An 18020-nucleotide genomic window follows, 5' to 3' on the forward strand; every position below is an offset into this window, starting at 1 on the left:
CCATCCGGTCGCGGTCCGTCGTGTCCCCGGTCCGTTGGACGCCGGTCCGTATCTGGGCACGGGCGACGGCTCGGGCCGGAGCGACCGGCCGACGGGGGTTGACCACAGTGTAAAGGCCGGACCACGTGCGGACCGTGCCCGTCCGGGTGGCGATGCTCTCGTCGTCCAACCAGGGGGCTAGGTTGTCCCGGTGCCACGCCCCGACGACCGAGCGCCGTCGTCGTTCCCGCTGCCGTCCGACCAGGAGGTCCGGGGCACCCGACGCCGGACCCTCGCCACGCTCTCGCTCGGTCAGGTGCTCGGCAACCTCGGGGCCGGCGCCGCCCCGAGCATCGGCGTGCTGCTCGCGAGCGCCGTCGTCGAGTCGGAGGCGTGGGCGGGCGTCGCCCGGTCCGCGACGACGATCGGTGCCGCGATCGCCGCCGTCCCCCTCGGCACCCTCGCGCTGCGGTGGGGCCGGCGCGGCGCGCTCGCCTCCGCCTACGCTGCGGCCGCCGTCGGGGCCGGCCTGCTCGTCCTCGCCGCGGTGGTCTCGAGCACGGCGCTCCTCGTCGTCGGGATGATGCTCGTCGGCTGCGGAGCAGCGGCCAACTTCCAGATGCGGTTCGCGGCCGCGGACCTCGCCGAGTCCGACCGTCGCGGGCGGTCGATCGCCCTCGTGGTGTGGGTCGGGACGATCGGCTCCGTGCTCGGCCCCAACCTCGGCCTGCCCGGGGAGGCGCTCGAGGCGCGCTGGGGGCTGCCGGAGTACACCGGGGCGTTCGTCATCGGGGGCGCGCTCATGGCCGTCGCGGCCCTCGCGCTGCTCGTGCTGCTCCGCCCCGACCCGCTCCTGCTCTCGATCCGGCTGCGCGACGCGCGCACGGCGAGCACCCGGTCGTCGGCCGGCGCACCCTCGACCGACCCGCGCCAGATCGACTCACGCCCGGTCGACGAGCACGACGACGACACCCGGCACGTCACCGCGCCCGCCGAGCTCCCCGCCGACGAGCCGGCGCCGGCCCCGCCCGCGGACCCCGCCCGCCGGACGACCGTGCGCGCGGCGCTGCGCCTCGTCCGAGACGTCCCCCGCGCCCGCTTCGCGCTCACGGCCCAGGTGCTCGCGCACCTCGTCATGGTCTCGATCATGACGATGACGCCGATCCACCTCGACCACCACGGCGCGGACATCGGGGTGGTCGGGCTCGTCATCTCGGTCCACGTGCTGGGGATGTTCGGGCTCGCCCCACTCGTCGGCCGCGCGTCCGACCGTCTCGGCCCCGTCCCGGTGATCCTCGGCGGCCTGGCCGTCCTCGGGGTCGGCGCGGTCGTCGGGGCCGTCGCCGGGCCCTCGCGCGAGGTCGTCGGCGTCGCGCTGTTCCTCGTGGGCCTCGGCTGGTCGGTCGTCACCGTGCCCGCCGCCGCGATGCTCACCGGCGCCGTCTCGGCCGCGCAGCGGCCCGTCGTCCAGGGGGCGGGCGACATGGCGATGAACGCCGTCGCCGCGGCGGGCGCGATCCTGTCCGGCCCGGTCGTGGCGATCTGGGGGTTCGGCGCGCTGTGCCTGGTCACCCTTCCGGCGCTCGTGGTCGTCGTCGTCGCGGCCGCGCGGCTGCGGCGCGCCGGCGGGTGACCGGTCCGGGCCCGGTGCAGGCGACCCGGTCTACTCCTCGTACAGGTGGCCCGGCCTACGCCCCGTAGTACAGGTGGCCCGGCCTACGCCCCGTAGTACAGGTGGCCCGGCCTACGCCCCGTAGTAGTCGTTGCCGCGTGAGAACTCGACGAACGTCACGGCGGTGTCGCCGACGGTCCACGCGTCGTGCCCGGGCGGGAGGAGCATGACGTCGCCCGCCGCGTAGTCGACCTCCGTTCCGTCGGCGGCGACGATCCTGAGCACGCCGGCCGTCACGTAGGCGACGTGCGGGAGCTCGCACAGCTCCGTGCCGGCGTCGGGCTTGAGGTCCTCGGACCACTTCGCACCGACGTCGAACGTCACCTCGGTGACGGACACGCCGTCGAGCTCGGCCGTGCGCTTCGAGATCCGACCATGGACGTCGGGCGCGACGTCGGCGAGCGTGGCCTTCTGCAGCTCGGGGCTGTAGGTCGACATGGTGGTCCTCTCCAGGTGCCGGAAGTGTCGGAACGGACGCTAGGCAGGTCGGGCACTCCGCGGGTCGGGGATCCGCCCCGTCTCAGTCGTCGGACGCCGGGCCGGTGCTGCGGTGGAACCCGTCGTCGTCGATGACGTGCCCGCCGATGAGCCGGACGAGGTCGGCTGACACGCCGTCGACCACGCGCCGGCCCTCCCGCCGCGAGCGCCGCCCCGCGCGGGTGGGGTGCGTCCCGAGGACGTCCATCGGGCGGCCGGGCCGGAACCGCACCTCGTAGGTGAGCACCGGGCGGGACCCGGGGACCGCGTCCGGGGTCGCCCCCTCGTCCCCGCGCTCGGCGAGCGAGGACCGGCCGGAGCCGGGTCGTCCGAGCACCGGCGCCTCGAGGAGCGGCACCAGCAGGGAGCCGTCGTCGGTCGGGCGCGGCGGACGGATCGCCGGCAGCTCGGTCACCGGCGCGACCGTCGTCACCTCGATCGAGACCATGTCGCGTGCCCACTCCGGGCCGTCGCCGACCATGCGTCCGCCGACGGACGACGAGCCTCCGCCCCAGATGTCGTCGGACAGGACGACGACGTCGTCGAGGAAGCGGTCGAGGAGCACGGCCAGCTCGGTGGCGCCGAGCTCGACCTCGCTGCGCACGAGCCGATCGATGACCGAGGCGGGGTCCGGGACGACGACCGCGCCGGTGCCGGTCACCCGGATCGCGCCGCCCAGGCGCCGGGCGAGGGCGTGGACGTTCTCGAGGGCCGCGAGCTCGTCCCCCTGCGGGGAGCCGTCCGGGAAGGCGTCGTCGAGCGGGGAGAGGCCGCGCAGCTCCGGGGGCGTCGGGTCCCCGCGGTCGGGGCGCACGCGCAGGACGAACGCGCAGGCCCCGGGCAGGTCGAGCTCGGCGGCCAGCTCGGGCGTGACCTCCCACGGGCCGGTGAGCACGGCGCCCGGCGCGAGGATGATCTCGTCGTCCCGGCGGGTGCGCAGGTCCGGGAGCCGCTCGACGAGGACGCCCGCGAGGGCGGCGGCCGTCGTCGGGCGCTCGAGCACGAGCAGGTGGTGGTTCGCGGCGACGGAGCGGTCGAGGCGTCGCGTCCGCGCACCGGCCGCCCGGGCGGGTGCAGCCGTGTCCGTGTCCGGGGCGGGGGCCGGCTCGTCCGTGCCGTGCGGGCGAAGATCCCGCCGTCGCGTCTGCGTGGCCGCAGCCTGCGCGCGCTCTCGCTCGCGTTCCGCCTCGCGGCGGGCCCGGCGCGTGGTCATGGGACGTCGACGCGGTTGAAGCGCAGGTGGGAGCGGGACGCCGTCGGCCCGCGCTGGCCCTGGTACCGCGAGCCGTCCGCGCCCTGCCCGTAGGGGTGCTCGGCGGCGGAGCTGAGCCGGAAGAAGCACAGCTGGCCGATCTTCATCCCCGGCCACAGCCGGATCGGCATGGTCGCCGTGTTGGACAGCTCGAGCGTCACGTGCCCCGTGAAGCCGGGGTCGATGAAGCCCGCCGTCGAGTGGGTGAGCAGCCCGAGGCGCCCGAGCGAGGACTTGCCCTCGAGGCGGGCGGCGACGTCGTCGGGCAGGGTGACCTGCTCGAAGGTCGCGCCGAGGACGAACTCTCCGGGGTGGAGCACGAGCGGCTCGTCGGGGCCGACCTCGACGAGCCGGGTGAGCTCGGGCTGGTCGGCGGACGGGTCGATGACGTCGTACCGGTGGTTGTCGAACAGCCGGAAGCGGCGGTCGAGGCGGACGTCGATGCTGGCCGGCTGCACGGCGGACGGGTCGAAAGGCTCCAGGCCCACGCGTCCGGCGTCGATCTGCGCGCGGATGTCGCGGTCGGAGAGCAGCACGGACCGATTGTGCCATCGAGGGCAGGAGGCCGGGGACGCCCCTCGGCGGGCAGCCGTCGAGGCGCCGCGCGCCACCCTCGGTGCCTACTCCGCGGCGGGCCGGTGACGCGCCACCACGCGACGCCACTGCTGCTGCGGCGGCCGTCCGCCCCGGTCACGGACCATGACGCCGCGGCGCGCGAGCTGGCGGCGCAGGAGCTCGGCGTCGCCGGGCTGGCCGTCCTGGACCGCGGCCGCGCGGGCCGCGAGCAGCCGGGTGGTCGCGTCGTCGAGGCCGTCGTCCTCGCCCCACGGGCGGAAGTCGTCCTCGTGCGGGTCGTCGGCCCGCGGCTCGGGGTAGTCGTGCTCGGCGAGGGCGGCCCGCAGGGGCTCCTCCGCGAGGCGCATGGGGACCCGGGCGAGCTCGACGCCGCCGCGGCCGAGCACCACGAGGTCGTCGGCGAGCACGATCTGCCCGACCAGGGCGCGCGGGACGCAGACGCGTGCGTCGTCCCAGACCACGAGGAGCGACCGCTCGGAGATCTCGGCGCGCATCGTCTCGCGCAGCGCGGCACCGGCGACGATCGCGCCGAGCACGAGCCCGAGGCCCGTGCCGATCATCAGGCCCACCGGCTCGCCGAGCGAGTCCGCGTATCCGAGCACGCCGTCGAAGACGGTCAGGTGGGCGACGATCTCGACGACGAGGGCGACGGCCAGCCCGACGACGACGCCCGCGCCCGGGAGCCCGAGCATGAGGGCGAGGCGGTGGCGGGTGCGGGCCCGGACGCGGGTCGTGGCCGGAGCGCGGCGCGGCTGCTCGTCCGCGGGCTCCGGGACGACGGGGAGGGAGGCCGAGCCGGCGGCAGGCTCTGCGGCGGGCGGCCGGGGGTTGCCGTCCTGCGGTGCGGTGGTCTTCGCCGCGGGGTGCTCCCCCGCGGGGTCGGTGCGCTTCACGTCGGCTCGCTCGGGCTCGGTCGGCTCCTGGGCGACCTTCGCCGGACGCAGCTGCGGGAGTCGAGGCGCTCGGTGCCTGCTCCGGGTCCGCTCGTCGACGGTCATGACGCGCCCCCTCCGGTCGACGACGCACACGTCCGCCGCAGCGCGGCGGACGGCGTCGAGGTCATGGCACGAGCATGGCCCTGTCGGGCGCGCCGGGGCATCAGTCCTGCGGGTAGAAGTGCCCGCCTGCGCTACGACCGGAGGATGACCGCGGTCAACCGTTCGTCGCAGGCGCGGCCGCCCGCAGGAGCCTCAGCGCCTTCGGCCCCACCCCGTGCAGGTCGAGCAGCTCGGCGTCGCTGCGCGCGGCCACCTCGGCGAGCGAGGTGATGCCCGCCCCGGCGAGCGCGCGCGTGGCCGGGCGCCCGATCTCGCGCGGGAGGTCGCCGACCTCGCCCGGCTCGGCCGACGACGCACCCTCGGCCTCCCGCACGAGCCCGGCCGGTGCACGCGACGCCCAGGCGCGGCGCACCCAGTGGTTGAGCGCCATACCACCGATGTCGGCGAGCGGGACACGCACGACGACGCCGCCCGCCTCCTCGGCCCGCGCCGCCGACGGGTGGTCGCGCAGCACCTCGTCGGCGTCGGCGGTTGGGAGGTGCAGCACGGCCTGGCCGTCCTCGACCGCGGCGAAGCGGGTGCCCGCGACCAGGAACTCGGCGGCGGCCCGGGTGCCGCTCTCCTCGGTCTCCGGCTGCGCGAGGGCGGCCTTCCTCAGCTGGGCGCGCGTCGTCATGGCGCCAGCCTGGCACGCGCATGCGCATGCGCATGCGCCACGGTCCGGACGGGACGTGCGGCGGCCCCGCCCCGCCTCTAGGGTGCCGTGTCCCGCCGTCCCGCCCGAGAGGCCTCCCACCATGTCCGAGCCCACCGACGAGCCCCGACGCACGGAGGTCCGCACCGTCGCCGTGCTGGGCAGCAGCGGAGGCAACCTGCGCAGCCACGGCGGGGACGACCCCGCGCGGATGCTGCGTGACGTGGCCCGGCAGATCGGGGCGGCCGGGCTCCAGGTCGGGCCGGTGCAGCTCGTGGCGGCGTCGTCGTCGATGGACGGGATCGCACCGGACGCGCCCGCCGAGCTGTGGGGGTTCGTCGAGGGCGAGCCGTCGCTCCTCGCGACCGGCACGCTCGAGGAGGTCAATACCGCGGCGCGCGAGCAGGACGAGCGCACGGCCGCGCTCGTGCGCGAGGGGCGGGTCGACGCGCTCGTCCTCATGAGCGCCGACCCCGGTGACACGAACCGCCGCACCGTCGAGGCCGCGGTGGAACGCGGCCTGCCTGCGGCGGGCACCGGCGGCACCTCGATCGCCACGGCGCAGCGGATGGGTCTCGACCTCGTCTCCGCCTCGGGAACCACCGGCACCACGAGCTCGACCCGCGCCGTGGCGTACGTGTCCGGGCTCGCCCGCCACTGGCGAATCCCGTACCGCCCCTCCCTCGGCGGCTCTGCGGCCACGGGAGTCGCGGACGGGACGTCCGAGCCGGCGTGGCGGCGGATCAGCCTGCGCGGCATCATGGTCGGCTCGATCCCGGCGTTCATCGCCCTCGCGCTCGTGCTCGCCGTCAGCCGGATCCCGGGCGCCGACGGCCTCACCCCGGTGTTCGACCTGCTCGTCGCCGCGCTGCCGATCATCGTGGCCACCGTCGCCGCCCGGCGCATCAGTGCCCTCGACGAGGTCGGCCTGGTCGCCGGTGCGATCGCCGGGACCCTCTCGGCGCCCGGCGGCATCCTCGGCGGGCTGGTCGGCGGGATCCTCGCCGGTCTCGCGGCGTCGTTCCTCCTGCGCTGGACGCTCGCCCACCGGTTCCCCGCGACCACCGCCAACATCGTCACCGGCGCGTTCGCCGGCCTGCTGCCGGGCCTGCTCGTGCACTTCGCGCTCGCCCCGCTGACCAGCTATCTCGGCGAGTGGGTGCAGACCTCGATCGAGTGGGCGGTCGACGTCAACCCGTTGCTCGCCGGTGCCCTCGCCGGGCTGGCGATGTGGCCGGCCATCGTCGCCGGGGTCTACCACTCGGTGATCCTGCCGCTCGTGCTGCTGGAGATGGGGCAGAAGGGGCACAGCTTCTTCGGCGCCGTCGACATGGTCGCGCTCGTCATGGTCTCGTTCGGCATCACCCTGGCGAACGTCGTGCGGCCCCGGACGTCGGGCGAACGGGCGCTCGCGGGTTCCGGGTCGGCGGTCAACTTCTTCTTCGGGACCTTCGTCGAGGCCTCCTACCCGTTCATGTTCGGCGATCGGCGCATCCTCGGCGTCGCCCTCCTCTCCGCGACCGTCGGCGGCGCGCTCGTCGGCGTGTTCGGTGCCGAGGCGACCGCCTACCTGCCCGCGTTCGTCGTGCCGACCGTCGCCACCGACGCGGTCGGCATGGTCGTGGCGATGCTCGCGTCAGCCGGGCTCGCCTTCACGCTCACCCTGCTCGTCAACCTGTCCGCGATCCGCGGTGCGCGAGTCCCGGCAAAGGCCGTGGCCGCCGACTGAGGTCCGGCCCGCTCGGACGGTCAGCGACCGCGCCGGTGCACGGCGAGCTCCTTCTCCAGCTTGCGCGCCCGGCGCGCGGACCTCACGAGCAGCACCGATCCGAACAACGCCATGACGAGCAGGCCGGCGATCGTCGCGAACAGCATCGCGATGCCGAGCGGCAGCTCGAAGCTCCAGCCGAGGAAGCTGAAGTCCGCCGGGACGTTGTTCTGCAGGATGAAGACCAGCACGAGAACGAGGATCACGGCGCCGAGGATGAGCGCGACCCAGGTGCTGACGGCGATGCCAGGGCCCTGGCGCGGGGGCGCCTGGACCGGGGAGGAACCCGTCGCAGGTCGCGGACCGGTCGAGGAGGTCGCGGGCGGCTGCGCGGACGTCCCGCCCGGGTGGTCACGGTCGCCGGGCACGTACTCGCCCAGGCTCTCCGGGGCTCGAGCGTCGTCGGCTGCCCGCCCGGGGACGGTGGGATCGCCGGCGGAGGGGTCGGGTGCGCGATTCATGACGGACGCCTTCCGTGGTCACGAGGGTGCTCGGAACCTCAGCGTAGGCGGGCGGGGCCTCGGCTGCCGGACGTCGCGGCGCGCCCCGCGCCCGTCCGGTACGTCCCTGGAACGACCGAGCCGCGGCACCTGATGATCGGTGCCGCGGCTCGGTCCGTGCGGAGCGGGTGACGGGAATCGAACCCGCGCTGTCAGCTTGGGAAGCTGAAGTTCTACCATTGAACTACACCCGCGTCGCGCCGAAGCGCCCGACCACTGTACCCGGACCGGGGCCGTTCGCGCGCCACGGCAGCCGGACTGTGAGCAGACCCTCCGACCGGGCGGGTAGCCTCGTGGCGAGCCTGGTCCGGGCGGGAGTCGAGCGACAGGAGGACCGTGAGCCACCTCGTCGACGACTACCGCGCCCGGGCGACCGCGCACGACGAGATGCTCGGCTCGCACCCCGACCACCGGCGCGCGTGGACGCGCATCCTCACCCGCCCGTTCGGATCGGACCCCGCAGCGCTCGACGCCGTGGCCGAGGAGGTCGTCGACCTTCTTCAGGACCAGTCGGTCACGTACGGGGAGCCGGACTCCACGGAGACGTGGAACCTCGACCCGGTCCCGGTCCTCGTCGACGACGACGGCTGGCAGCCGCTCGAGTCCGGCCTCGCCCAGCGCGCCCAGCTGCTCGACCTCGTGCTCGACGACCTCTACGGCGAGCGCCGCCTGCTGACCTCCGGGACGATCCCGCCGGAGGTCGTCCTCGCCCACCCCGGCTACTCGCGGCACGCGCACTCCCTCCCGCAGCACGGGGAGCACCGGCTCTTCCACCTGGCGGTCGACGTCGCGCGCAACGCGGACCGCACGTGGACCGTGCTCATGGACCGCACCGGCACGCCGGTCGGCGCGGGGTACGCGATGGCCGACCGCCGGGTCGTCTCCGAGGTCCTGTCCGGCGTCTATCGCCGCTCCCGGGTGCGCCGCGTGGGCCCGTACTTCCAGGCGCTGCTCCGCTCGCTCCAGGAGGCCGCCCCGCCGGGCGCCGGCGACGAGCCGCACATCGCCGTCCTCACCCCCGGCCCCGAGCACCCCACGTACTTCGACCAGGCCTACCTCGCGGGGATGCTCGGCCTCCAGCTCGTGCACGGCTCCGACCTGCGGGTCGAGGACGGCCGGCTCACCATGCGCTCGCTCGGCCGCGAGGAGCCGGTCGACGTCCTCCTGCGGCACGTCCCGGCCGGCGACGTCGACCCGCTCGAGATCCGCTCGACCGCCGGCACGGGCACCCCTGGGCTCCTGCACGCCCTGCGCTCCGGCTCGGTCGCGGTGGTCAACCCCATCGGCTCCGGCGTCCTCGAGTCCCCCGCCCTGCGCGCCCACCTCCCGCGCGCCGCCCGCTACCTCGGGCTCGGCGACCTCGAGCTCCCCTCCGCGGTCACGTACTGGTGCGGCGACCGGTCGATGTGCAACCACGTCATCGCCAACCTCCACCGCCTCGTCGTCCGCCCCGTCGCCGGCCCCGAGGGCGCCGTGCGGGGCTGGGAGCTGACCGTCACCCAGCGCGCTGCCCTCGCGGCGCGCATCTCCGAGCGCCCGGGCTGGTGGGTCGGCGAGGAGCCGGTCGACGCCTCGACCACCCCCACCGTGGACTCCGGGACGCTGCACCCGCGCCCCACCTCCCTGCGCCTGTTCGCCGCGGTCGACGGCCCCGACTACCAGGTGATGTCCGGAGCGGTCGGGATCTCCTCCGACGACGACGCGGCCACCCCGCTCGGGGGGACCCTCGCGGGCCGTGCCAAGGACGTCTGGGTCATCACGCACCGCTCGCAGCCGGTGACGGCGTCGGGCGCGACGGGGCGCGACGTCCTGCCGGGTCGCTTCCCCGACACCGCCGTGTCGCCCCGCGCCGCCGAGGACCTGTTCTGGCTCGGGCGCTACACCGAGCGGGCCGAGGGCATGGTCCGCATGCTGTCCGTGGCCACCGACCGCTGGGACGACTTCCGCTCGCGCCCCGACGACGAGACCGACGAGACGGAGAGCTCCGACGACGGCGTCGAGGGGGACGGCAGCGAGGGTCCGGCCGCTGCGGACGGCACCGCCACCGGGTCCGACACCACGACCGGGTCCGACACCACGACCGGGTCCGACTCCGCCGACGAACCGGCCGACGACTCCACGGTCGGCGGCTCCGGCCGCCAGGCCCTCGACGTCCTCGTCCGCGCCCTCGGCCTCGCGCCGGACGACCCGGCGTTCGGGGCGCTCGTCACCGACCGGTCCCTCGCGGGCTCGGTCGCGTGGTGCGTGGCCCGGATGCAGCGCGACGCGCGCGGGGTCCGGGACAACCTCCCGCCGGAGGTCCTGACGGTGATGGCGAGCCTCGACCGCGTGATCGGTCGCGAGCGCCGCCGCCGCGCCACCGACGAGCTCACCGGTGTGCAGAGCACCCTGAGCCGGCTGCTCGAGTCGCTCATGGCGCTGCACGGCGTCTTCACCGAGTCCCTCGTGCGGGACATCGGCTGGCGGCTGCTCGACGTGGGGCGCCGCCTCGAGCGCGCCCAGGGGGTGGTCGGCGCCCTCGAGCCGCTCAGCACCCGCCGCGACGCCGGCACGGAGGAGCTCGTCCTCGAGTCGGTCCTCACTGCGCACGACTCCGTCATCACGTTCCGTCGCCGCTACCCGACCGGCGGCCTCGGGGCCGCGCTCGAGCTGCTCCTGCTCGACGAGTCCAACCCCCGCTCGCTCGCGTTCCAGGTCGCCACCCTCACCCAGCACCTCGAGCACCTGCCCGCCCTGGCGCGGACCACGGGCCAGCGCGACGAGCTCCTCGGGCAGGTCCGCGAGCTCCTCGACGAGCTGCGCACCGAGCGTGCCGACGAGGTCCGCGACGACGGCACCCGCACCCACCTCGCGGAGATCCTCACCTCGATCTCGTGGCGGCTGCGCGAGCTGACCGGCGAGATCACCGCGGTCCACTTCCGCCGCACCCCGGCCGCCCGGTGGACCGAGGGCAGGTGGGAGATGTGACCCCCTCGGCCACGTCCGGCACCTCGTACTACCGCCTCGAGCACCGCACCACCTACACGTACGACACCACGGTGACGAGCTCCTACGGCCGCGCGCTCATCCTGCCCAGGCAGGTCGGCGGGCAGCACGTGCACGCCACGTCCCTCGACGTCTCCCCCACCCCCGGCGAGCTCGCCGAGCACCTCGACGTGCACGGCAACCGGGTCACCTACTTCCACGTCACCGAGGACCACACCGAGCTCGAGGTCGTCGCCCGGTCGCTGCTCACCATCGACCGCCGGACCGACCCCGCCCGGCTGCCGACCGTGTCCTGGGAGGACACCGCCGGCCAGGTCGCGGTCATGCGCTCGACCGGGCACGCCGAGCACGGTGAGGGCGCGAGCGCGGTGATGTCGATCGTCGACCACGCCCTGCCCTCGGAGCACGCGAGCCCCGGCGAGAACGTCCTCTCCTACGCGGCGGAGTCGTTCGCGCCCGACCGGCCGGTCGTCGCCGCGGCCTGGGACCTGTGCCACCGGATCTACACCGACCTCGACTACGCGCCGGGCACCACCACGGTGCGGACCACGCTCGACGAGATCCTCGACCATCGCCGGGGCGTGTGCCAGGACTACGCCCACCTCATGGTGGCCGGCCTGCGGTCGATCGGCCTGTCCGCCCGCTACGTCTCGGGGTACATCGAGACGCGGCCGCCGCCCGGGCGGGAGAAGCTCCGGGGGGTCGACGCCACGCACGCGTGGGTGGCGGTGTGGGTTCCCGGCGGCGGCTGGGTCCACCTCGACCCCACGAACGACCAGTTCGTCGACTCCCGCTACGTGATCCTCGGGTGGGGCCGCGACTTCCGGGACGTCTCGCCGCTGTCCGGCATCGTCTACCGGGACGAGGGTGCCTCGACCCTCGACGTCGGGGTCGACCTGTGGCCCGTCGAGGAGCCCGAGCTCACCGACCTCGTGGCCCGCGCCGAGGCGGGCGAGGACTGGTGAGCCCTCGCCTCGTCGTCGCCGCGGCGATCCTCGACGACGACGCCGAGCCCCGCGTGCTGTGCGCCCGCCGCTCGGCGCCCGCGCACCTCGCGGGCCGCTGGGAGCTGCCGGGCGGCAAGGTCGAGCCCGGCGAGGACCCCGCCGACGCCCTCCACCGCGAGCTCGCGGAGGAGCTGGGGGTGAGCGTCGCGCTCGGCGACCTCCTGCCCGGCCCGTCCGGTGGGTACTGGCCGATCGTCGAGGGCATGGTCATGCGCGTGTGGTGGTCGCGGCTCACTGCCGGCGCCCCCGAGCCGCTGCAGGACCACGACGAGCTGCGCTGGGTCGGCCCGGGCGACCTCACCGGCCTCGACTGGCTCGACGGCGACGTCCCGATCGCCCGCCTCATGCGGGCGAGCCTCCTGGCCGGCAGCCGGTCTACCGCTGCCGTTCGTCCTGGCGGTTCTCCATGAGGTCGACGCACGCCCGCGTGGCCCCGGGGAACCGGTCCCCGCACGAGCTGCCGAACCGCTCGTAGTCCGACTGCATCGGGGACTCGACGAACAGCTCGTCGCAGGCCGCCCCGTCCCCGGCCGCGCAGTCGTCCCAGAGGCGATCCAGCGGCAGCCAGTCGCCGTACTCCGCCGGGCTCCGCGGGCCCACGAGCAGGGCCGCGCCGACCGTCATGACGAGCACGAGCAGGAGGCAGACCCCCGCGACGACCGCGGTCGTGCGGCGCCGACGCCGGCGGTCCTCGTCGGGGGCATCGCCGTCGTCCGGCCCGGAGCCGCCGGCGGGTCCGCCGTGCCGACCACGCCGCTCCTCGTCGTCGTCGAGGGTCGCGCCGGGCGCCGCAGCAGTCGCGGGCATGCCCGACGTGCCGGGTCGTGCGTCGTCGTGCATGGCGGTCCCCTCTCCGCGGATCAACCTACCGGCCCCGGCGGGCGCGGCGCCCGGCGCGCCACCCGCGTCCTGCCTCGGGCGCCACGGGTCCGGCCGGGCATCGCCGCCGACCACGGATCAGACGGATTCCCCGGATGCGTCAGAACATGGCATCATCGCTCCATGCCACGGATCATCGGCGGCTCCCTCGCGGAGCACCGCGAGCTCACGCGCCGCGCCCTGTTCGCCTCCCTCGACCGCCTCATGCGCGAGCGCGGCTTCGACGCGGTGTCGCTCGCGGAGATCGCCCAGGACGCCGGCGTCGGCCGCACGTCGGTGTACAACCACTTCGCCGACAAGGAGTCCCTGCTGCTCGGGTTCATCGAGCAGGAGACGGCCGACTTCACCGAGTCGCTCACGGCCCGGCTCGAGGCGATCGACGACCCGGTCGAGCAGCTGCGGACCTACGTGCGCGAACAGCTCCAGCTCGACCGCTCATATCACTCGGCGCCCGGCCCGGCGCTCAAGGAGATCATCTCGCGCGACGCGGCGGAGAGACTGCGCGCGCACGTCGGCCGGGTCGAGCTGCTCCTGCGGCAGATCCTCGCCGACGCCCACGCCCAGGGCCTGGTCGGCGAGAGCGACTTCGACGTCACGGTCCAGCTCGTCCACGCGTGCCTGTCCGGCCGCCGCCTGCCCACCGGCGAGGTCGAGCGCGAGGACTTCATCGGCGCGACCCAGGAGTTCGTCCTGCGCGCCGTCGGCGTGCGGGTGCCGGCGCCGGTCGGCTGACCGCCGCCGCGGCTACCAGTTCTGGCCGCCGCCGTACCCGCCGCCCTCGCGCTGCTCCTGCTGGCGCTGGTCCTCCTGGGCCTCGCGGTTGCGGTCCTGGAGCTCCTGCTCCTGCGGGGACAGGGAGGACGACTCCTCCTCGCCCTCGCCGCCCTCGCCGCTCGAGGACTCCTCCTCGTCGCCGGAGGATCCCTCCTCCTCCTGGCGCTGGGCCTCGCGGTTCTCCTCGCGGCTCTCGTCCTGGCGGCGCTGGATCTCGTCGTTCGGGTTGCCCTGCTCGCCCGGCTCCTGGGACTCCTCCCCCTCGTCGCCGGGATCCTGGGACTCCTCCTCGCCCTCGGACGGCTCGTCGGACTCCTCCCCGCCGTCGGACGGGTCGTCCGACTCGCTCTCGGACGGGCTCTCCGACGGGTCGTCCGACCCGCTCTCCGACGGACTCTCGGAGGGGTCGTCCGACCCGCTCTCCGACGGACTCTCGGACTGCTCGTCCTCGGGCGGGTCGGTCGTGCACGGCCCGAGCGCCTCGAGCGCGTCGGTGAGGTGCTCCTCGACCATCGGCCGGTCCTCGTCGGCGAGCGCCTCGCTCGCGAGCAGCTCGTAGGACAGCGACAGGTTGCGCCGCACGAGGCACTCCGGCAGCTCGGGGTCGACCTCGCCGTCGTCCCCCTCGGTCCCCTCCGGGACGAGCTCGAGGGCCTCGGTCAGCTCGGTCACCGCGGTCGCGGCCTGGTCGGCCATGAGCGCGGATGTGCCGGTGTTGTAGACGGCGATCCAGGGCCGCGGGCCGAACCGGGTGTCGTCGGCCAGTGCGGCGTACCCGTCGATCGCGCCCGCGGGGTCCTCCTCGGCGGTGGACCGGTGGCCGTCGTCGGCCAGCGACACCCCGATGAGGAACGGCCCGGCGGTCAGGGCGATCCCCAGCAGCGGCGCCGACCACGCGAGCATCCGGCGCCGCCGGCGCAGCCGGTCCGGCAGGCCCGCCGCGGGCTTCCCGTCCTTCGGCCCACCCGTGGCGACGTCGTCGTTCGTCGTCGTGCTCATGCCCTACCTCCCGAGGCTCCCGTGCCGCCGGACCCGCGCCCCGGCCCCGCACCCGACCCCGCACGCGCGGCGAGGGCCGCCCGGCGGACCGAGCCGGAGTCGAACGTGCCGCGCATCCGCCGGGCGATCTCGAACGCCTCCCAGGCCAGCAGCAGGACGAGGACGTACATCGCGGGCCACCACACGTCGCGGTAGACGTCGACGTTCTGGCGGCCGTCGGCGCGCGCGATGGCCTCGACGTCGATGCCCTCGACGACGGCGTCCAGCCCGCCCGGCTCCGTGCGGTGCAGGTACTCCACGCCGAGCTCCTCGGCCACGGCCCGCAGGTTCGTCTCGTCGATGGTGGAGATCGCGGGCTCGCCGGTGGAGTCGTCGGTGATGTACGGCGAGGTGGTGCCCGGGCCGGTGCGCTCGGTCCCGTCGTAGCTGCGCATCTGGCCGCCGTCGGTGGTGCCGTAGCCGAGGACCGCTCCGCCGTCGACGTAGCCGGCCGAGTCGGACCACGCGCCCGGGAGCTGCTGCTGCGAGGTGTCGCCGGCGGTGTTCTCGCCGTCGGACAGGACGAAGACGAGCCGCACGTTGCCGGGGTTGTTCTCCGCCGCGCGGGCGAGCGCCTCGGACAGGTTCTGGCGGGGACGGTCCATCGAGGAACCGCCCGAGTAGTAGGTGACCTCCTGGCGCAGCGTGTCCACCCACGTGCCCACGGCGCGCGCGTCGCTGGTCAGCGGCAGCTCGCGCGTGGCCTGCGAGTCGAACGCGACGATCGAGAACCGCGCACCCGGCATCGAGGAGACGATCTCCGCCATGTCCGCGCGCACGCCCGCGAGGCGCGGCTCCTCGCCGTCGTAGTCCTCCGCCGCCATCGACCCCGTCCGGTCGACGACGAAGAACACGTCCGCGTTCGTGCCCACCTCCGTCTCCTCGGCGGGGACGGCGGGAGCGAGGGCGACGACGACGAGGCACAGCACCATGGCCGCGCGGCGCACCCACGACCACTGCGTGTTCTCCTGGCTGCCGCGCGCCCGCAGCAGCCCGTGCACGCAGATCGCGAGCAGGGGCAGCGCGACGAGCGCGACCACCCACCAGTCCCAGGCCCAGCGCAGGATCATGTGCGCACCCGCCAGACGAGGACGAGGAAGCCGGCGAGCCCGGCCGTGAGCCAGGGAAGCCAGCGGTCGGGGCGGTCGGTGACGACGACCGTGGGGTCGGCGTCGAGCTCGGCCTCCTGCTGGGCCTGCACCTGCTCGACGATCGCGGGGACGGCGCCGGGGTCGCCGAGCTCGTAGAACTGGCCGCCGTGCTCGGTGATCGTGGCCTCGTACTCGTCGCGGGTCGGGCCGGCGTCGGGACCGAGCGTGGAGGCGTACAGGCCGTGCACGGTCACGCCACGCTCCTGGGCCAGCGCCGCCGCCTCCTCGAGCTCGTAGACCGGGTCGCCGGCCACCTCGTTGTCGGTGGCGAGGATGACCGAGCGGGAGCGCTCGTCGTCCTCGAGGTCGAAGCTGTTGACGCAGTTCGCGAGGCCGTCGCCGATGAGGGAGGAGGACATCGAGGAGGTCGACGTGGTGCCCCGCATGTACTCGTCGATCGACTCCCAGTCGGTGTTGCTCCAGTCGAGGTACGAGCCCAGGACCTCGGCGCCGTGCTCGAGCTCCTCGTTGACGAGCGCGTAGTCGTCGGTGAGCGGGAAGACGACCCTCGTCGTCGAGTTCCAGATGTTGAGGGCGATCCGCTCGCCGTCGAAGGACTCGACCAGCTGCTGGAACTCGGCCATGATCTCGGCGTCGAACTCGATCATCGAGCCGGAGACGTCGAGGCACAGGACGATGTCGCGGTTGGTCAGCTCCTCGTGGCGGACGTCCCGGTCGATCGGCCGCGCGGCGAGGGCGGACCCCGCGACGGACGTGAGCACGAGCAGGACGCCGGCGCCGCCGAGCAGGAGGCGCATGAGCCGCATCCGCTGCTGGTAGCGCGGCAGGGAGCGGATGAAGGTCGAGTTCGCCACCCACGTGACGTCGTCGGGGCGGCGCGCGCCGCGGGTCGCCGTCAGCCAGCCGGCGAGCGCGGCGGCCGCGATGATCACGAGCGCGACCGGCCAGAGCCAGGGGGTCACCATCGCCGGATCACCTCCACGGCGCCGTCCCGGGCGGCGCGCGCCTCGGCGTCGGAGCGGTGGGCGAAGCTCGGCTCCTCCCACACGCTGAGCAGGCCGCCGGCCCGCGCGGTCGGGTCGTGGCTCGAGATGTCCCTGACCGTCCACGAGCGCACGTCGCGCCCGACCCGCTCGGAGACGAACGCCCGCATCGTGCGCGCGAGCTTGAGGTGGAGGGCCCGCAGGTCGAGCGCCCCGGCCTCGTAGGCGGCGTAGTGCTCCTCGACCTCGGCGATGAACCGCTCCCGCTCGGCGTCGGCCATGCGCAGCGGCACGTCGGCCCGTGACCGCTCGCGCCGGGCGGACGTGAGCACGAGGACGAGGACGATCCACGCGACCGCGGCGAGCACGAGGACCACGCCGAGGACGAGGACCCACCAGGGGTAGTCCTGCAGCGCGGCGAGGTCGGTGCCGATCTCATCGACGGACACGGCGCGACCTCCCCAGCAGGTCGAGCAGCGCGCCGACGACCTCGTCCTCGGAGGAGGCGACGACGTGGTGGACGCCGCGGCGGTCGAGGAGGCGCGTGGCGGCGGTGGCGCGGGAGGCCGCGGCGTGGTCGACCTGCGCGGCGAGGATCCTGTCCTCGCGCACGAACGCGGGCAGGCGCTCCCAGCCGTCGACGTCGGCCGTGGGGCCGATCCCCGCGGCCGTGGGCAGTGCGTCCCCGACGCGCACGACGAGCACCTCGTGCCGCGTGCGCAGCCGGCGCAGGGAGTCCTCGTGCTCCGGCCCGGGCCGGGCCTCGTCCGTGATGAGGACGACCAGCGAGCGCTGCGGGAACCCGGTGAGGACACGATCCATCACCCGCCCGACGTCGGACGGCGGGGCCTCGAGGGTGAGCGCCTCCTCGACCAGGGAGAGGACCGACTCGAGGTGGGCGGTCCCGTGGCGGGCGGGGCGCTGGACCATGCGCTCGGAGTCCCCGGCGACGAGCGCGACGAGGTCGCCGCGGGCGCGCGCGACGTAGGCGATGATGTCCGCCGCGAACATCGCGACGTTCTTCTTCGACAGTCCCGAGGCGCTCGTGGCGGCCATCGAGACGCCGGTGTCGAACGCGAGGACCGTGGACAGGTTCGACTCGCGCACGAACCGGCGGATGATCGGGTGGCCAGCCCGCGCCGAGGACTTCCAGTCGATGTCCTTGACGTCGTCCCCGGGGTGGTACTCGACCTGGTCGTCGAAGTCCTGGCCGTGCCCCGAGAAGATCGAGCGGTGCCGGCCGTCGAGGAGGCCGCTCGCGCGGCGCACCGTCGGCAGCTCGAGCCGCGCCCGGATCTGCTCCAGCCTGGAGCTCGACCGATCCAC

Annotated in this window: 18 protein-coding genes and 1 tRNA gene; 6 read left to right on the forward strand and 13 right to left on the reverse strand. The window is 74.9% G+C overall.

Going from position 1 to position 18020, the window contains the following annotated elements; translation table 11 throughout:
• Positions 1–190 precede the first annotated feature (190 nt).
• A complete protein-coding gene (locus ACPYO6_RS05095) occupies positions 191–1612 on the forward strand; it encodes an MFS transporter (protein ID WP_425713812.1) in 1422 nt (473 codons plus the stop codon).
• Positions 1613–1723: 111 nt separating this feature from the next.
• On the opposite strand, the gene ACPYO6_RS05100 is transcribed toward ACPYO6_RS05095, so the two are convergent.
• From ACPYO6_RS05100 to ACPYO6_RS05120, 5 genes are all read right to left on the reverse strand, one after another.
• A complete protein-coding gene (locus ACPYO6_RS05100; protein WP_425713813.1) occupies positions 1724–2089 on the reverse strand; it encodes a hypothetical protein in 366 nt (121 codons plus the stop codon).
• 82 nt (positions 2090–2171) lie between these two features.
• Positions 2172–3341 (reverse strand): hypothetical protein, encoded by a 1170-nt coding sequence (locus tag ACPYO6_RS05105; protein ID WP_425713814.1) that lies wholly within the window; start codon positions 3339–3341, stop codon positions 2172–2174.
• Complete coding sequence (gene dcd / locus ACPYO6_RS05110) at positions 3338–3916, reverse strand: dCTP deaminase (RefSeq protein ID WP_425713815.1); 579 nt, start codon at positions 3914–3916, stop codon at positions 3338–3340. The genes ACPYO6_RS05105 and dcd overlap by 4 nt, the downstream gene beginning before the upstream one ends.
• An 84-nt stretch (positions 3917–4000) precedes the next feature.
• The gene (locus tag ACPYO6_RS05115; protein WP_425713816.1) at positions 4001–4849 is read right to left on the reverse strand and encodes a YqeB family protein; all 849 of its coding nucleotides are present in this window, start codon (positions 4847–4849) and stop codon (positions 4001–4003) included.
• Positions 4850–5108: 259 nt separating this feature from the next.
• Positions 5109–5630 carry a hypothetical protein gene (locus tag ACPYO6_RS05120; protein WP_425713817.1) on the reverse strand — a complete coding sequence of 174 codons (522 nt, stop codon included), beginning with the start codon at positions 5628–5630 and terminating at the stop codon, positions 5109–5111.
• A gap of 121 nt (positions 5631–5751) precedes the next feature.
• On the opposite strand from ACPYO6_RS05120, the gene ACPYO6_RS05125 reads away from it, so the two are divergent.
• Entirely contained in the window at positions 5752–7377 is a 1626-nt protein-coding gene (locus ACPYO6_RS05125; protein WP_425713818.1) for a hypothetical protein, read from the forward strand.
• A 20-nt stretch (positions 7378–7397) separates the two neighbouring features.
• Here ACPYO6_RS05125 and ACPYO6_RS05130 read toward each other — a convergent pair whose 3' ends face one another.
• Entirely contained in the window at positions 7398–7877 is a 480-nt protein-coding gene (locus tag ACPYO6_RS05130) for a LapA family protein (RefSeq protein WP_425713819.1), read from the reverse strand.
• A gap of 162 nt (positions 7878–8039) precedes the next feature.
• Positions 8040–8110 (reverse strand) — tRNA-Gly (locus tag ACPYO6_RS05135).
• 142 nt (positions 8111–8252) lie between these two features.
• Between ACPYO6_RS05135 and ACPYO6_RS05140 the strand changes: the two genes are divergently transcribed.
• Genes ACPYO6_RS05140 through ACPYO6_RS05150 form a run of 3 tightly spaced genes read left to right on the forward strand, consistent with a single transcriptional unit; the run spans position 8253 to position 12318 of the window.
• A complete protein-coding gene (locus ACPYO6_RS05140; protein ID WP_425713820.1) occupies positions 8253–10883 on the forward strand; it encodes a circularly permuted type 2 ATP-grasp protein in 2631 nt (876 codons plus the stop codon).
• Complete coding sequence (locus tag ACPYO6_RS05145; protein ID WP_425713821.1) at positions 10880–11866, forward strand: transglutaminase family protein; 987 nt, start codon at positions 10880–10882, stop codon at positions 11864–11866. Before ACPYO6_RS05140 ends, ACPYO6_RS05145 begins: the two co-directional genes overlap by 4 nt.
• A complete protein-coding gene (locus tag ACPYO6_RS05150; protein ID WP_425713822.1) occupies positions 11863–12318 on the forward strand; it encodes a (deoxy)nucleoside triphosphate pyrophosphohydrolase in 456 nt (151 codons plus the stop codon). The genes ACPYO6_RS05145 and ACPYO6_RS05150 overlap by 4 nt, the downstream gene beginning before the upstream one ends.
• Here ACPYO6_RS05150 and ACPYO6_RS05155 read toward each other — a convergent pair.
• A complete protein-coding gene (locus ACPYO6_RS05155) occupies positions 12284–12748 on the reverse strand; it encodes a hypothetical protein (RefSeq protein WP_425713823.1) in 465 nt (154 codons plus the stop codon). The genes ACPYO6_RS05150 and ACPYO6_RS05155 overlap by 35 nt on opposite strands.
• Before the next feature lie 162 nt (positions 12749–12910).
• Between ACPYO6_RS05155 and ACPYO6_RS05160 the strand changes: the two genes are divergently transcribed.
• The gene (locus ACPYO6_RS05160; protein ID WP_425713824.1) at positions 12911–13519 is read left to right on the forward strand and encodes a TetR/AcrR family transcriptional regulator; all 609 of its coding nucleotides are present in this window, start codon (positions 12911–12913) and stop codon (positions 13517–13519) included.
• Positions 13520–13531: 12 nt separating this feature from the next.
• Here the strand turns inward: ACPYO6_RS05160 and ACPYO6_RS05165 are convergent, their stop codons facing one another.
• Genes ACPYO6_RS05165 through ACPYO6_RS05185 form a run of 5 tightly spaced genes read right to left on the reverse strand, consistent with a single transcriptional unit; the run spans position 13532 to position 18020 of the window.
• On the reverse strand, positions 13532–14560 hold the full coding sequence (locus ACPYO6_RS05165; RefSeq protein WP_425713825.1) for a hypothetical protein: 1029 nt from the start codon (positions 14558–14560) through the stop codon (positions 13532–13534).
• On the reverse strand, positions 14557–15669 hold the full coding sequence (locus ACPYO6_RS05170; protein ID WP_425713826.1) for a vWA domain-containing protein: 1113 nt from the start codon (positions 15667–15669) through the stop codon (positions 14557–14559). Before ACPYO6_RS05170 ends, ACPYO6_RS05165 begins: the two co-directional genes overlap by 4 nt.
• A complete protein-coding gene (locus ACPYO6_RS05175; RefSeq protein ID WP_425713827.1) occupies positions 15666–16676 on the reverse strand; it encodes a vWA domain-containing protein in 1011 nt (336 codons plus the stop codon). Before ACPYO6_RS05175 ends, ACPYO6_RS05170 begins: the two co-directional genes overlap by 4 nt.
• Positions 16670–17143: a hypothetical protein gene (locus ACPYO6_RS05180; RefSeq protein ID WP_425713828.1), complete on the reverse strand. Its 474-nt coding sequence runs from the start codon at positions 17141–17143 to the stop codon at positions 16670–16672. The genes ACPYO6_RS05175 and ACPYO6_RS05180 overlap by 7 nt, the downstream gene beginning before the upstream one ends.
• A complete protein-coding gene (locus ACPYO6_RS05185; protein WP_425713829.1) occupies positions 17130–18020 on the reverse strand; it encodes a DUF58 domain-containing protein in 891 nt (296 codons plus the stop codon). The genes ACPYO6_RS05180 and ACPYO6_RS05185 overlap by 14 nt, the downstream gene beginning before the upstream one ends.

The sequence above is a fragment of the Georgenia sp. Z1344 genome, from assembly GCF_049856295.1.
Lineage (GTDB): Bacteria > Actinomycetota > Actinomycetes > Actinomycetales > Actinomycetaceae > JB111.